12 protein-coding genes are annotated in these 15843 nt (G+C 63.8%); 9 read left to right on the top strand and 3 right to left on the bottom strand.

All coding sequences use genetic code 11. The features are described 5' to 3' along the window. The first annotated feature begins 124 nt into the window (after positions 1-124). The 3 genes from NCS00_RS08005 (at position 125) to NCS00_RS07995 (ending at position 4288) form a co-directional block, all read left to right on the top strand. A complete protein-coding gene (locus NCS00_RS08005; RefSeq protein WP_008349396.1) occupies positions 125-1471 on the top strand; it encodes an adenylosuccinate synthase in 1347 nt (448 codons plus the stop codon). A 100-nt stretch (positions 1472-1571) separates the two neighbouring features. Further along, positions 1572-2132, top strand: coding sequence for a phosphoribosyltransferase (locus tag NCS00_RS08000; RefSeq protein WP_008349397.1), 561 nt, complete (start codon positions 1572-1574; stop codon positions 2130-2132). 263 nt (positions 2133-2395) lie between these two features. Further along, entirely contained in the window at positions 2396-4288 is a 1893-nt protein-coding gene (locus NCS00_RS07995; protein ID WP_250434818.1) for a potassium transporter Kup, read from the top strand. 76 nt (positions 4289-4364) lie between these two features. Here NCS00_RS07995 and NCS00_RS07990 read toward each other — a convergent pair whose 3' ends face one another. Then, positions 4365-6701, bottom strand: a complete 2337-nt coding sequence (locus NCS00_RS07990; RefSeq protein WP_008349400.1) for a Tex family protein — start codon at positions 6699-6701, stop codon at positions 4365-4367. Positions 6702-6914: 213 nt separating this feature from the next. Between NCS00_RS07990 and NCS00_RS07985 the strand changes: the two genes are divergently transcribed. The 3 genes from NCS00_RS07985 (at position 6915) to yoaA (ending at position 10350) form a co-directional block, all read left to right on the top strand. Continuing rightward, positions 6915-7751, top strand: a complete 837-nt coding sequence (locus NCS00_RS07985) for a flotillin family protein (RefSeq protein WP_051996708.1) — start codon at positions 6915-6917, stop codon at positions 7749-7751. A gap of 101 nt (positions 7752-7852) precedes the next feature. Then, positions 7853-8038, top strand: coding sequence for a DUF465 domain-containing protein (locus NCS00_RS07980; RefSeq protein WP_008349403.1), 186 nt, complete (start codon positions 7853-7855; stop codon positions 8036-8038). Between the two features lie 83 nt (positions 8039-8121). After that, positions 8122-10350, top strand: a complete 2229-nt coding sequence (gene yoaA / locus NCS00_RS07975; protein ID WP_250439826.1) for a DNA repair helicase YoaA — start codon at positions 8122-8124, stop codon at positions 10348-10350. Between the two features lie 77 nt (positions 10351-10427). Here yoaA and NCS00_RS07970 read toward each other — a convergent pair whose 3' ends face one another. Then, positions 10428-11261 carry an outer membrane protein assembly factor BamD gene (locus NCS00_RS07970; RefSeq protein ID WP_008349407.1) on the bottom strand — a complete coding sequence of 278 codons (834 nt, stop codon included), beginning with the start codon at positions 11259-11261 and terminating at the stop codon, positions 10428-10430. Between the two features lie 97 nt (positions 11262-11358). On the opposite strand from NCS00_RS07970, the gene NCS00_RS07965 reads away from it, so the two are divergent. After that, entirely contained in the window at positions 11359-12522 is a 1164-nt protein-coding gene (locus NCS00_RS07965; protein ID WP_081851903.1) for an RluA family pseudouridine synthase, read from the top strand. Then, a complete protein-coding gene (gene pgeF, locus NCS00_RS07960) occupies positions 12519-13355 on the top strand; it encodes a peptidoglycan editing factor PgeF (protein ID WP_250439825.1) in 837 nt (278 codons plus the stop codon). The genes NCS00_RS07965 and pgeF overlap by 4 nt, the downstream gene beginning before the upstream one ends. Positions 13356-13833: 478 nt before the next feature. On the opposite strand, the gene NCS00_RS33470 is transcribed toward pgeF, so the two are convergent. Further along, positions 13834-14004, bottom strand: a complete 171-nt coding sequence (locus tag NCS00_RS33470; RefSeq protein WP_326929444.1) for a hypothetical protein — start codon at positions 14002-14004, stop codon at positions 13834-13836. Here NCS00_RS33470 and phaC point away from each other — a divergent pair. Continuing rightward, on the top strand, positions 14003-15691 hold the full coding sequence (phaC, locus tag NCS00_RS07955) for a class I poly(R)-hydroxyalkanoic acid synthase (protein ID WP_239295303.1): 1689 nt from the start codon (positions 14003-14005) through the stop codon (positions 15689-15691). The genes NCS00_RS33470 and phaC overlap by 2 nt on opposite strands. The last annotated feature ends 152 nt before the right edge of the window (positions 15692-15843 follow it).

Here is a 15843-nt window from a genome sequence, read left to right as displayed (position 1 = left end):
AAGGGATTTTGCTTAGCCGATTCCAATCGCGCGAGCGTGACGAAATCGCGAAACGCGTCCCGAAAAACTCGGAACCTTTCGCGAACATAGGTAAAATACGTTTTTAACCAGCTAACGAATCAACATGTCTGCCAGTGCAGTGAATGTGAACCCGGGGCGCAACGTCGTCGTGGTGGGCACCCAGTGGGGTGATGAGGGCAAGGGCAAGATCGTCGACTGGCTGACGGACCACGCCCAAGGCGTCGTGCGCTTCCAGGGCGGTCACAACGCCGGCCATACGCTCATCATCGGCGGCAAGAAGACCATTCTGCGCCTCATTCCGTCGGGCATCATGCGCGCGGGCACGGCCTGTTACATCGGCAATGGCGTCGTGTTGTCGCCGGAAGCGCTGTTCAAGGAAATCGACGAACTGGAAGCGGCTGGCATCGACGTCCAGAAGCGCCTCTTCATTTCCGAAGCCGCCACGCTCGTTCTGCCGTACCACGTTGCCATCGACCAGGCGCGCGAAGCCAAGCGCGGCGCCGGCAAGATCGGCACGACCGGCCGCGGCATCGGCCCGGCGTACGAAGACAAGGTCGCGCGTCGCGGCTTGCGCGTGCAGGATCTCTTCGACCGTGCGGTGTTCGAGGAACGCCTGCGCGAAGCGCTCGACTTCCACAACTTCGTGCTGACGCAATACCTCGGCGCGAAAGCCGTCGATTTCCAGGAAACGCTCGACACGATGCTCGGCTATGCCGACCGTCTCGCGCCCATGGTCACGGACGTCTCCCGCCGCCTCTACGACGCGAACCACACCGGCAGCAATCTGCTGTTCGAAGGCGCGCAAGGCACGCTGCTCGATATCGACCACGGCACGTATCCGTTCGTCACGTCGAGCAACTGCGTCGCGGGCGCGGCAACGGCCGGCGCGGGCATCGGGCCGCAGCGTCTGAACTACATTCTCGGCATCACGAAGGCGTATTGCACGCGCGTCGGCTCGGGCCCGTTCCCGAGCGAGCTGTATGATGCCGACAATCCGCAACGCCAGGAAAAGGTCGGCCTGGATCTCGCGACCGTCGGCAAGGAATTCGGTTCGGTCACGGGCCGTCCGCGCCGCACCGGCTGGCTCGACGCCGCCGCGCTGCGCCGTGCGATCCAGATCAACGGCGTCTCGGGCTTGTGCATCACGAAGCTCGACGTGCTCGACGGCCTCGATGAAGTCAAGCTCTGCACCGGCTACACGCTCGACGGCAAGCCGGTCGATATCCTGCCGCGCGGCGCATCGGAAGTCGCGCGTTGCGAGCCGGTATACGAAACGTTCGGCGGCTGGAAGGAAAGCACCATCGGCATCACGCAATGGGACGGCCTGCCGGAGAACGCGCGCGCCTATCTCACGCGCGTGCAGGAAGTCGCGGGCGTGCCGATCGACATGGTGTCGACCGGTCCGGACCGTGACGAAACCATCCTGCTCCGTCATCCGTTCAAGGTCTGAGCGCGACAAGCGCCTCGACCGCAACCGGACGCTGTAAAGAATGTGGCCGCATCTGCGGCCACATTTCGTATATAACCTAAGCATTTGAAAGAGCCTCACCATGATCGCGATGACGGACCCGCGCAACGACGACAAGAACCTCTGGGTCGGCTGGGATGAATACCACCGGCTGATCGAACTGCTCGCACTGAAGGTGCACGAGTCGGGCTGGAAGTTCGACAAGATCCTATGCCTCGCGCGCGGCGGCCTGCGCGTGGGCGACCAGCTCTCGCGCATCTACGACCTGCCGCTCGCCATTCTCGCAACGAGCTCGTACCGCGAGGCGGCGGGCACGGAGCAGGGCGATCTCGACATCGCGCAATACATCACGATGACGCGCGGCGATCTGTCCGGCAACGTGCTGCTCGTCGACGATCTGGTCGATTCGGGCGTCACGCTCGCACGCGTGCAGGAGCATCTGAAGGAACGTTATCCGGCGATCACGGCCGTGCGCTCCGCGGTGCTCTGGTACAAGGCATGCTCCAAGGTCAAGCCCGACTATCACGTTCAGCATCTTGAAACGAATCCGTGGATTCATCAGCCGTTCGAGGAGTGGGACACGGTCCGTCCGCACAACCTCGGCGCATGGATCAAGCGCGGCACGCAAAACGGCCGCGGCTGAGCGCCACGGCCTGACCGTTCGCGCCGATAACGCCGTTCGCCTGGCACCAAGCCGGGCGCAACGGCGTTTTTCATTGGCTGCAGCGAACAGCGAAGCGCGAAGGATTGTGTCCGACGCGCTTGCCGACGCGTGCGAGGCGCGATGCTACACTCTCAATCGCGTCTCTCGTGGCGCTGCAGCAACACGCGAGACGGCATCTTGGCGTGCGACGTTAGATAGAATGGCGTTCGTTTCTTTCCGCTCTGGACGGATATCTCGCTTTTATGACTAACACGACTCACGCGCACGAGCATAAACAACCATTGCCCTCGCTTGCGCTCGCGGCCATCGGCGTCGTTTTCGGCGACATCGGCACGAGTCCTCTCTACTCATTGAAGGAAGCCTTTAGCCCGTCGCACGGCATCGGCCTGTCCGAGGCGTCGATTCTCGGCGTCATCTCATTGCTCTTCTGGGCGATCGTCATGGTCGTCGCCGTCAAGTACGTGCTCTTCGTCATGCGCGCCGACAACAACGGCGAAGGCGGCGTGTTCGCAATGACGACGCTCGCGCTGCGCAGCGTGAAAGAGGCCGGCAAGGTCTCCGGCGTGCTCATGATGCTCGGCATCTTCGGCGCATGCATGTTCTATGGCGATGCGGTCATCACGCCCGCGATGTCGGTGCTCTCGGCAGTCGAAGGTCTGGAGATCGCGGCGCCCAAGCTCACGCCCTACGTGCTGCCGATCACGATCGTCATCCTGATCCTGCTCTTCTGGATTCAGCGCCACGGCACGGCGGTGGTCGGCAAGCTCTTCGGCCCGATCATGGTCGTGTGGTTCGCGACGCTCGCTGTGCTCGGCGCCGCGCATATCGTGATCGAGCCGCGCATTATCGTCGCGCTCAATCCGTACTACGCGATTTCCTTCATGGCGCAGCACGTATTGCAGGCGTATATCGTGCTCGGGTCGGTCGTGCTGGTCCTGACCGGCGCGGAAGCGCTGTACGCGGACATGGGTCACTTCGGCGTGAAGCCGATCCGTTACGGCTGGTATGGCTTCGTGATGCCGTCGCTGCTGCTGAACTATTTCGGCCAGGGCGCGTTGCTGATGCACGATCCGAAGGCAATAGAGAATCCGTTCTTCCTGCTCGCGCCCGACTGGGCTTTGCTGCCGCTCGTGATCCTGTCGACGGTCGCGACCGTGATCGCATCGCAGGCGGTCATTTCCGGCGCGTATTCGCTGACGAGCCAGGCGATCCAGCTCGGCTACGTGCCGCGCATGAAGATCCTGCATACCTCGGAGCTCGCGATCGGCCAGATCTACATTCCGCTCGTCAACTGGATGCTGCTTTTCATCATCCTGTGCATCGTCATCGGCTTCAAAAGCTCGGAGAATCTTGCCGCCGCGTACGGTCTGGCCGTCACCGCGACGATGTTGACGACCACGATCCTCGTGTCGGTCGTGATGGTGAATCTGTGGGGCTGGAACCGCTGGCTCGTCGGCGGGATGATCACCGTGTTCCTGATGATCGACATTGGCTTTTTCGGCGCGAGCCTGCTGAAAGTCGAGCAGGGCGGCTGGCTGCCGCTGTGCATCGGCGGGGCGCTCTTCTTCCTGCTGATGACCTGGTACAAGGGTCGCATGATCGTGAAGGACCGCACCGCCGCGGACGGCATTCCGCTGATGCCGTTTCTGCAGGGCCTGCTCGCGCATCCGCCGCATCGCGTGTCGGGCACGGCGATCTATCTCACCGGCAGCGATTCGCTCGTGCCCGTGAGCCTGCTGCACAATCTCAAGCACAACAAGGTGCTGCACGAGCGCACCATTTTCATGAACTTCACGACGCGTGACATTCCTTATGTCGACGACGCGCATCGTCTCGAAGTGAAGGACATCGGCGGCGGGCTGTTCCTCGTGAAGGCGGCGTACGGTTTCAACGAGACGCCGGACGTGAAGGCCGTGCTCGAACAGATCACGCGCACCCACGCAATGACCTTCGAGCTGATGGACACGTCGTTCTTCATGGCGCGCGAGACAGTCGTGCCGACGGAACTGCCGGGCATGTCGGTGTGGCGCGAGCGCGTGTTCGCGTGGATGCATCAGAACGCGGCGAAGCCCACCGATTTCTTTAGCATTCCCGCAAATCGCGTGGTGGAACTGGGCACGAAGATCGAAATCTGACGCTGCATCGTTGCGAAGCGCAAAAAGAAAACCCCACGTCGCAAGACGTGGGGTTTTTTGCTGACGCCGTGAGGCTTTATCGTTTCAGTTTTGCGAACGCCGCTGCCATCGCGCCGGCCGGTTCCGGCTCGCGACGCTGTTGCGGACGCTGACCCGACCGACGATCCTGACCGCCGCCGCGCTGCGAACCCGCGCCGCCGCCCGCGCCCGATGAAGCCGGAGCGAAGTCGTCGTCCAGACGCATGGTGAGGGCGATGCGCTGGCGCTTCACGTCTACCTCCAGCACTTTCACCTTCACGACCTGACCGGCCTTCACGACTTCGTGCGGATCCTTGATGAACTTCGTCGACATCGCCGAAACGTGCACGAGGCCGTCCTGATGCACGCCGATATCCACGAACGCGCCGAACGCCGCCACGTTCGTCACTACGCCTTCGAGGATCATGCCCGGCACGAGATCCGAAATCTTCTCGATGCCTTCCTTGAACGTCGCCGTCTTGAACTCGGGGCGCGGATCGCGGCCCGGCTTTTCAAGCTCGGCGAGAATGTCGCGCACGGTCGGCAGGCCGAAACGATCGTCGACGAATTCGGTCGGCGAGAGACCGGTCAACGCTTCGCGCTTGCCGAGCACATCGCCGATATGCTTCTTGATCTTCGCGAGAATGCGCTCGACGACGGGATACGCTTCCGGGTGCACCGACGAGCGATCGAGCGGATTCTCGCCGTTGTTGATGCGCAGAAAACCGGCTGCCTGCTCGAAGGTCTTGTCGCCCAAACGCGGCACCTTCTTCAGATGCTCGCGCGACGGGAACGGCCCGTTGGCATCGCGAAAATCGACGATATTGCGCGCGAGCGTCGCGTTCAGTCCCGACACGCGCGCGAGCAGCGCGACGGAGGCCGTGTTCGCGTCGACGCCGACCGCGTTCACGCAATCCTCGACGACAGCATCGAGCGAACGCGCGAGTTCGCGCTGATTCACGTCGTGCTGATACTGGCCGACGCCGATCGCCTTGGGTTCGATCTTGACGAGCTCCGCGAGCGGATCCTGCAGACGCCGCGCGATGGAAACCGCGCCGCGCAACGAGACGTCGAGTTCCGGAAACTCCTTCGCGGCGAGTTCGGACGCCGAATACACCGACGCGCCCGCTTCCGACACGACGATCTTCTGCAGCTTCAGTTCCGGATGCTTCGCGATGAGTTCGCTCGCGAGCTTGTCGGTTTCGCGCGAGGCCGTGCCGTTACCGATCGAGATGAGTTCCGCTTGCGTGGCTTGCGCGATGCGCGCGAGCTTCGCGAGGGAGCCGTCCCAGTCGCGGCGCGGCTCGTGCGGATAGATGGTGTCGGTCGCGAGCAGCTTGCCGGTGCGATCGACGACCGCCACCTTCACGCCCGTACGCAGGCCCGGATCGAGGCCGATCACGGCCTTCGGACCCGCGGGCGCGGCGAGCAGCAAGTCCTTCAGGTTGCGCGCGAACACGCGAATGGCTTCGTGCTCGGCTTCTTCGCGCAATTGCGTGAGCAGTTCGGTTTCGATATGCGGCTGAACCTTCACGCGCCAGCACCAGCGGCAGACGTCGGCGAGCCATTTGTCGGCAGCGCGTGAGCGGTTCACGATGCCGAAGTGGCCCGCGATCATCGCTTCGCACGGATGCGGAATCTGCGCGTCGAGTTCTTCGCCCAAGCCCAGCTTGACGCTCAGCACGCCTGCGTTGCGGCCACGGAACAGCGCGAGCGCGCGGTGCGACGGCACGGTGCGGATCGTTTCGCTGTAGTCGTAGTAGTCGCGGAATTTTTCGCCTTCCTCGCCTTCCTTGCCGTCCACCACCTTCGACATGACGAGTCCCTGATTGAACAGATGCTCGCGCAGCTTGCCGAGGATCTCGGCGGTTTCGCCGAACTGCTCGGAGAGGATGTCGCGCGCGCCGTCGAGCGCGGCTTTGGTATCGGCGACGCCTTTTTCCGCATCGACGAATTTCGCGGCTTCCGTTTGAGGATCGAGCGTGGGATCGGCGAGGAGCGCCTGCGCGAGCGGCTCGAGACCGGCTTCGCGGGCGATTTGCGCGCGCGTGCGCCGCTTGGGCTTGTACGGCAGATAGAGGTCTTCCAGCACCTGCTTGCTGTCGGCGCTTTCGATGGCGCCGCGCAGTTCGTCGGTGAGCTTGCCTTGCTCGTCGATGCTTTGCAGGATCGCCGCGCGGCGATCTTCGAGTTCGCGCAAGTAGAGCAGGCGCTCTTCGAGCGTGCGCAGTTGCGTGTCGTCGAGATTGCCGGTGACTTCCTTGCGATACCGGGCGATGAACGGGACAGTCGAGCCTTCGTCGAGAAGCTGCACGGCGGCGGCGACCTGGCGCGGCTGCACGGTGAGTTCGGTGGCAATGCGCTGTACGATCTTGAGTGCTACGGTTTCCGTCATGATTCTGCGCTGTCTGCGGCTCGCCGGCGAGATCCGCGCCGTGTGCGCGGCTTCGCGAAAGCGAGGCGCCGCGGGCGGGTGACGCTGTGACGAGCCAGGTTCGGACCGGGTTGCTGAAGCGGGGGATTTTGCCATAAATGGCGAAGCGCTCCGGCGTGCGGTGATAGAATTTGGGCATCGCACGAGCCGTTTTGCGCCTGATTCTTTATCACGTTGCCGTCCATCCATTTGCCCAACTTTCGCCTTCCAAACGTGCCGGTTGCCGCGGCGGTTTTGCTGCTTTGCGCAGCGGGCGCATTCGCGCCGCAGCGCGCGCTCGCTCAAGCCGCCAAGCCCGTCGATCCGGACACGTCCGTGAGTGCTCGTGCCCCGGACGCAGCGGCTCAGCCAAGCGCCGATGATTCCCTCCAAGCCGATTTCGCCCAGCGCCAGAAGGTGCTCGACCGGCGCACCGAGGAAAACAACTACCGCTACGGCGTGAAAGAGCACGACTGCTATAGCAAGTTCTTCGTGAATCATTGTCTGGACAACGCGCGCAACGAGATGCGCGAGACGCGCCAGCAAATCCGCCAGGAACAGCTCGCGCTCGACGACGAGCAGCGCGCCGAGCGGGCGAAGCAACGCGATCAGCAGAAGGCGATCAAGCGGGCGCAATACGAGGCCGAAGCGCCGCAGCGCGCGGCGAACGAGAAAGCGAGCCAGCAGGCCTACGAGGACAGGCAACGTCAGAACGCGCTGGCCGCCGCCCAGCGCGAAGCCGAAGCGCCGCAACGCGCGGCCAACCAGGCGGCGTACGACCGCAAGCAGGCGGACTACCAGAAGCAACTCGACGAAGCGCGCGCGCGCGGCGTGCAGGACGCGCAGGACCGCGAGCAAAAGGCGCAGCGCTACGAGCAGAAGCAGCAGGAAGCCGCGCAGCATCGCGCGGAAGTCGAAGCGCGTCAGAAAGAAGCCGCGAGAAAAGCGCAGGAAAAGGCGCAGCAGCAAGAGCAGCAGCGCCAGGAGCAATTGAAACTGCAGCAGCAGCAACAACAGCAGCAAGGTAAATAGGGCAGTCGGGCTCGTCGAACGGGCCCGCGCCAAGTGGATGAAAGGAGGCGAGCATGCAGCAGCGCTTTAGTGAATCCCCGCGCGCACCCCGACAACCCGCCATGGATGCCGCCCTGCTGCGCGATCGCATCGCGCAGTTGCAGGACGAGCATCACAGTCTGGACACGCTGATCGACAAGATGTCCGGCATCGACGACCTCGAGCTGAGGCGCCTGAAAAAGCGCAAGCTCAAGGTGAAAGACACCATACTCCTGCTGCAATTGCAGCTTGACTCGGACGCGCACTGAACGCCGCGTGCCCGCCGCGAGCGCGTGCTGCGACGGCGCCTCGCGTGCGCGGCCGCGTCGAAACCCGCAGGATTTAGCACGCCTTGAACTCACCCGCACAACACAGTGATGACGCGAACGCGCCGCTCGCGCTGACCGATAAACGCGGCGTCGAGCTGGACGCCATCTTTTCCGCGCAAGGTCTGCTCGCACGCGCGATCGACGGTTATCGGCCGCGTGCATCGCAGATCGAAATGGCGCGTTCCGTCGCCGCCGCGATGGAAGCGTCCGGCCGCGCAATGCCCGAGCCCGCGATGTTCGAGGCGCAGCGCCGCCCCGCGCGCAAGCTCGGCCCGTCCGACAAACCCTATGCGCCCGACGAGCAGCCGGCCGATGACATCGGCATCGCGACGGCGAAGGCGGCTATCGACGGCGGCGAGAACACGCTCATCGTCGAGGCGGGCACGGGCACCGGCAAGACCTACGCGTATCTCGTGCCGGCGATGCTGTGGGGCGGCAAGGTCATCGTGTCGACGGGCACGAAGCATCTGCAGGATCAGCTTTTTCAGCGCGACATTCCGACCGTGCGCGACGCGCTCGCCGTCCCGGTTTCGGTCGCGATGCTCAAAGGCCGCGCCAACTATCTGTGTCACTACTATCTGGAGCGCACCGCGGACAACGGCCGTCTGCCGACGCGCCAGGACACGTCGCATCTGCAGGAGATCGTCCGTTTCGCGAAGATCACGCGCACCGGCGACAAGGCCGAACTCGCGAGCGTGCCGGAGAATTCACCCGTCTGGCCGATGGTCACGTCCACGCGCGACAACTGTCTCGGTCAGGAATGCCCGCACTACAAGGAATGCTTCGTGATGCAGGCGCGCAAGGAGGCGCAGCAGGCGGACATCGTCGTGGTGAATCACCATCTGTTCTTCGCCGATGTGATGCTGCGCGACACCGGCATGGCCGAGCTTCTGCCGACGGCGAACACGATCATCTTCGACGAAGCGCATCAGTTGCCCGAAACCGCGACACTCTTCTTCGGCGAGACGCTTTCGACGACGCAACTGCTCGAACTCGCCCGCGATACCGTCGCCGAAGGTCTGTCGCACGCGCGTGACGCCGCCGACTGGACCAAGCTCGGCGCGGCGCTGGAGCGCGCCGCGCGCGACGTGCGGCTCGCGTTCAAGGAAGATTCGGTGCGTCTGTCGCTCGGCCAGTTGCCGGACGACCATCCGATCTTCGAGGCGCTCGACACGCTCGAGACGCATCTTTCGGCGCTTGCCGCGGCGCTGTCCTCGCATGCGGAACGTGCCGAATCGTTGCAGGCGCTGGTGCGCCGCGCGCGCGAGTTGCAGGATCTGCTCGCGGGCTGGACGACGCCGCCGACATCGCTCGAACGCGCCGTCGTCGCGGATGAGGATGTCGCGAAAGAGGCCGCGAAGGAAGAGCCGAACGAAATGGTGCGCTGGATCGAGGTGTTTTCGCACACGGTGCAGTTGCACGAAACGCCGCTTTCGGTCGCGCCGATCTTCGCGAAGCAGCGCGCAGGCGTGCCGCGCGCGTGGATTTTCACGTCCGCGACGCTCTCGGTGCGCGGCGACTTCACGCATTACGCGGCGCAGATGGGCCTCAACGCGCGCCGTTCGATGACGCTGCCGAGCCCGTTCGATTATCCGTCGCAAGGGCTTTTGTACGTGCCGCGCAATCTGCCGCAACCGTCGTCGCCGCAATTCACCGATGCCGTCTTCGATGCCGCGCTGCCGGTGATCGAATCGGCGGGCGGCGGCGTGTTCGTGCTGTGCACGACGCTGCGCGCGGTCGACCGCATCGCCAATCGCATGCGCGATGTGATCGAGCGGCGCGGCTGGGACAATCCGCTGCTCGTGCAGGGCGATGCGAGCCGCACCGAACTGCTCGACCGTTTCCGCGCCTATGGCAACGCGATTCTGGTGGGCAGCCAGAGCTTCTGGGAAGGCGTCGATGTGCGCGGCGATGCGTTGTCGCTCGTCGTCATCGACAAGCTGCCGTTCGCGCCCCCCGACGATCCGGTGCTGGCCGCGCGCCTCGACGCGCTGACGAAGAAAGGTTTGAGCCCGTTCGCTGTGCATCAGTTGCCGCAGGCGGTCATCACGCTCAAGCAGGGCGCGGGGCGGCTGATTCGCGCGGAGACGGATCGCGGCGTGCTGATGATCTGCGACACGCGGCTCGTCGACAAGCCTTACGGCCGGCGCATCTGGCAAAGCCTGCCGCCGTTCAAGCGCACGCGCGAGCTGGACGTGGTGCGCGAGTTTTTCAGCGATGCCGCGAAGTGGAAGACGGAACTGGCCGAATAAGCATCGGGTTCGCAATTCTCGTCGACATGAAAAAACGGCCGGTGATCAACCGGCCGTTTCGCTTTTTGCTTTCTGGACTACCAGATCTGATACCACGGCTTGTCAGCGCCCGCGCGCCGCTTGCCGGTGACATACGGGCTGTCCGGGAACGTCGCTGCGAGCACGCGCTTGGTGTCGTCGGCGAGTTGCGGCTGATCGAGACGCTCGTACGACAGCATCATGATGTGCAGCGCGTCTTCGGTTGCCGGCGCGTTCTTGTACTCGCGAATGGCGAGCTGCGCGCGATTGATCGCGGCCACATACGCGCCACGGCGATAGTAATAATCGGCGGCGTGCACTTCATGCGATGCGAGCGCGTTCACGATATAGCGCATGCGCTGCGCGGCATCGGGCGCGTACTTGCTTTGCGGATACTTGTCGACGACGACCTTGAACGCGTCGTAGGACTCGCGCAGCGACTTCGGATCGCGCTCGCTCATGTCCTGACCCGAGAAGCGGCCGAAGAGGCCCAAGTCGTCGTTGAAGTGGATCATGCCCTTGAGATAGTACGCATACGCGATTTCGGGATGATCCGGGTGCAGCTTGATGAAACGGTCGATGGCCTGGTCGGCGTTGGCGGTTTCGCCGTCCTTCCAGTTGCAGTACGCGACGTTGATCTGCGCCTGCTGCGCGAAATGGCCGAACGGATCGCGGCCTTCGAGCCCTTCGAAATACTTCGCGCACTTTCCCCAGTCGCTGCCGGATAGCGCGTCCTGGGCCTCCGTATATAATTTGTTGTTATTCCATGTTGCCGTTTCGTCGGTCTTCTCGGGCAGGCCGTGACAGGCCGTGACGATGGCGACGCTCGCGGCCAGCGCCAGATACTTGATCGATTGACGCATCGAGAGATGAATGGTGTTGAAGGCTCGCATCAGTGCTTGCTGTTCCTGGCTGAATCTAGTTGATTCTTCGCTGTTCTAGCTGTTTTTCCGGCGCGGCTGTTCTTCCATGCCGCCGAATCTCGTTCAAATGACCCGCTCAAGTACTCGTCGTACCAAAGACCAACTCAAAGATTATAGCCCATGCGCTACCCCCGACGACGCAGCGCAGGCCGATTCGGGCGGCGGCGCGGCTCGCGAAGCGCCCCGCACGGCCCGCGTGCCCGACGAGCTCGCGGGCGACCGGCTCGACAAGGTGCTCGCGAAAATCTTCCCCGAGTTCTCGCGCAGCCGGTTGCAGGGCTGGATCGAGGAAGGGCGCGTGCTGGTCGACGGCGCGGGCGCGAAAGTGCGCCAGCCCGTCCCGCTCGGCGCGACGATCACGCTCGTCCCCGACCTTCTGCCCGAGCAGCTCGCGTTCGCGCCGGAGCCGGTGCCGCTGCATATCGTCTATGAGGACGAGGCGCTCGTCGTCATCAACAAGCCCGCGGGCATGGTCGTGCATCCGGCCGCGGGCAACTGGAGCGGCACGCTGCTCAACGGCCTGCTGCATCGTTACGGCGATGCCGCCGCCGGGCTGCCGCGCGCGGGCATCGTGCATCGGCTGGACAAGGAAACGTCCGGGCTGATGGTCGTCGCGCGCACGCTCGAGGCGCAAACCGACCTCGTGCGGCAGTTGCAGGCGCGCACGGTGAAACGCCGCTACGTCGCGTTCGTGTGGGGCAACATGCCCGACGAAGGCACGATCGACGCGCCCATCGGCCGCGATCCGCGCGAGCGCACGCGCATGGCGGTGGTAAAGACCGCGTCGGGAAAGCCCGCGCGCACGCATTTCCGCACCATCGACCGCACGACGTGGCACGGCCAGCCCGTCAGCGCCATCCATTGCGATCTGGAAACCGGCCGGACGCATCAGATTCGCGTGCATTGCGCGCATATCCAGCATCCGCTGCTGGGCGACCCGGTGTACGGGCACGCGCGCGGCAAGCGGTCGGTCAAGCCGCTGCCCAACGAATTCGCGCGACAGGCGCTGCACGCGTGGCGCCTCGGCTTGATCCATCCCGCGACGGGCAAGGAAGTGCACTGGCGCGCGGACGTTCCCGAAGACATCGCGACGCTCGCCGCGGAGCTCGGCTTCGGACAGGACGAAGAAGTCGAGTTCGATGAGGACGACGATTTCGCCGAAGTCTATGAAATGGGCGAAGGCGAAGAAGGCGACTGGGACGACGAAGATTACGAGGACGACGAAGCATGACGCGCGACGCTGCGAATTTGCCATCGAAAGACTGTCTCTGGCCGCAATGGAGCGTGTCGCCGCGCGTGCGGGCATTCGTCACGACGCGTAATGGCGGCGTGAGCGATGCGCCTTATGGCGGCGGCGAGCCCGGCGCGGGCGGCCTCAATCTCGGTTTTTCCACGGGCGATGCGCCTGACGCGGTGAAGGAAAATCGCCGCCGCGCGCTCGCGTTGACGGGTTCGCGCGAAGCCGCGTGGCTCGAGCAGATCCACGGCACGGAAGTCGTGGAGGCGGGCGCCGTCATCGAGCGCCTCGCACAGGGCGAGCGCACGCGCGCCGACGCCAGCGTGACGGATCGCGCGGGCGTCGTGTGCGTCGTGATGACGGCCGATTGTCTCCCGGTGCTGTTTTGCGACGACGACGGCCGCGCGGTCGGCGCCGCGCACGCGGGCTGGCGCGGTCTCGCGGGCGGCATCATCGAAAAGACGGGCGAGCGCGTCGCGTCGCTCGCGGGCGTGCCGGCCTCGTCGCTCAACGCGTTTCTCGGGCCGGCCATCGGGCCGCAGGCGTTCGAAGTGGGCGAAGACGTGCTCGACGCCTTCATCGCGGCGTCGCAAGAGGATCGCCGCGACGCGACGAGCGCCGCGTTCCGTCCCGTCGGCGGCGCACCGGCCAAGTATTTCGCCGATATCTACGCGCTCGCGCGTATGCGTCTTGCCGATCTAGGCATCGATGCCGCGCGCGTTCACGGCGGCACGCATTGCACCGTCACGGAAAAAGAGCGCTTTTATTCATATCGACGCGATCACGTGACGGGCCGCATGGCCGCAATGATCTGGCTCAATGAATGACCATTGTCATTAGTGTTGGAACATACCCAACTATCGTTTCTTGCCTATGACGAAACCCCTTGCGAACGCAACATTTCGCATGGGGGAAAACGATAATTAAAAAAATATCGCACTGCGGCAAAATCGGGACGAAGCATTGACATGCCTGACATCCTAGAGCAAGAATGTTCCTGGAATTCAATCAATCGGGCACGGCGTAGCAAGGCTCAGACTTGCCACGCGCATAAGGCGCACCAACACTTGCGCGCTGGTCGAGGAAAGCCCGGCGATGCCTGCATCAGCAATCCAAGTCTTCCGAGACTCACAGGTCAATAGCGGGTATGGCTTCCAAATCTACTTCCTCATCTTCCCGCTCCCGTACCGCCGACAGCACCTCGGCAGAAGCATCCGCCGAAACGACAGGCGTACAGCAGGCGTTCGATCAATGGCTGAACGCGTGGCGCAGCGTCGCCGATCCCGCGCAGTGGTCGAAATTCACTCAGCAGACGAATGGCGCGAATGATGCGGCCGCGGCGGCGGCATCGCCGTTCGCTGCTTTCAGTGCATTCGCCAACGGATTTCCGAACGGATTTCCGTCGACGGCATTCCCGTCGTTTCCGATGTCCGGCGCCATGCCGCAGATGCCCGATTTCACGAAGATGAACGGCATGGCGGAATTCGCCAAGCTCGCGAGCAGCATGCCGGGCTTCGGCGCGGCGATGCAGGGGTTGCCCACGTTGCCGAAGATTCCGACCGCCGCGATCGCGCCCGAGCGTCTGCACGAGTTGCAGAGCAACTATTCGCGCGATGCCGCCGAGTTGCTCAAGCAGGCGGGCGCGCAGAGCATCGATCCGTCGGCGCTGAAGGATCGTCGCTTCACCGACACCGCATGGCAATCCACGCCGGCATATGCGTTCACCGCCGCGTGGTATCTGCTGAACGCGCGCTATCTGCAGGAACTCGCCGACGCCGTGCAGAGCGATCCGAAGACGCGCGAGCGCATCCGCTTCACGGTGCAGCAGTGGGCGGCCGCGGCCGCGCCGAGCAACTTCCTCGCGCTCAATCCCGACGCGCAGAAGACGCTCATCGAAAGCAAGGGCGAGAGCCTGCGCCAGGGCATGTTGAACCTGCTCGCCGACATGCAGCGCGGCAAGATCTCGCAGTCGGACGAATCGCGCTTTCTCGTCGGCAAGAACATCGCATCGACGGAAGGCTCGGTCGTGTACGAGAACGAACTCGTGCAACTGATCCAGTACAAGCCGCTCGCGCCGAAGGTGTATGCGCGCCCGCTTCTGATCGTGCCGCCTTGCATCAACAAGTTCTACATTCTCGATCTGTCGCCGGAAAGCTCGCTCGTGCGCTATGCACTCGAAGAAGGGCATCAGGTGTTCATCCTGTCGTGGCGCAACGCGGATCAGTCGATCGCGCACAAGACGTGGGACGACTACGTCGAACAAGGCGTGCTGGAGACGATCGGCGTCGTGCAGGAGATCACGGGCGAAGACAAGATCAACACGCTCGGTTTCTGCATCGGCGGGACGCTTCTCGCGACCGCGCTCGCGGTGGCGGCGGCGCGCGGCGAGGAACCGGCCGCATCGATGACATTGCTCACCTCGATGCTCGACTTCTCGGATACCGGCGTGCTCGACGTGTTCGTCGACGAGGCGCACGTGCAGATGCGCGAGCAGGCGATCGGCGGCAAGAACGGCGCGCCAGCCGGTCTCATGCGCGGCATCGAGTTCGCGAATACGTTCTCGTATCTGCGACCGAACGATCTGGTGTGGAATTACGTCGTCGATAACTATCTCAAGGGCCGCACGCCGCAAGCGTTCGATCTGCTCTTCTGGAACAGCGATTCGACGAACCTGCCCGGCCCGATGTGCGTCTGGTATCTGCGCAACACGTATCTCGAGAACAAGCTGAAGACGCCGAATGCGCTGAAGGTGTGCGGCGAGCCGGTCGACCTGTCGCGTCTCACGGTGCCGACCTTCATCTACGGCTCGCGCGAAGATCACATCGTGCCGTGGAAATCGGCCTATGCCTCCGCGCCGATTCTCTCCGGACCGCAGACCTTCGTGCTCGGCGCGTCGGGGCATATCGCGGGCGTGATCAATCCGCCGTCGAAGAACAAGCGCAGCTTCTGGATGATCGACAGCAACGACGGGCATCTGCCCGAGAACCCCGACGCGTGGTTCGATGCCGCCGCCGAGCATCCCGGAAGCTGGTGGCCGACCTGGTCGAAGTGGCTCGCCGCGAACGCGGGCGAGCAGGTCAAGGCGGGCGCGGCGCAGGGATCGAAGACTTACCCGGTGATCGAGGCCGCCCCCGGCCGTTACGTGCTGGAACGCGACTTCTGAGCGGCGCGTGACCGTGCGCGCGAGCGCATGGAACCGTTCGTAGCCGCATTAACATTCGATGCCAAGAGGAAACTGAAATGACTGACGTAGTGATCGTATCGGCCGCGCGTACGGCGGTAGGCAAATTCGGCGGCTCGCTCGCGAAAATCGCG

The organism is Caballeronia sp. AZ1_KS37 (assembly GCF_023631165.1).
GTDB lineage: Bacteria > Pseudomonadota > Gammaproteobacteria > Burkholderiales > Burkholderiaceae > Caballeronia > Caballeronia zhejiangensis.
Note: the sequence above shows the minus strand (reverse complement) of the source record. Positions and strands in the feature narration are given on the sequence as shown.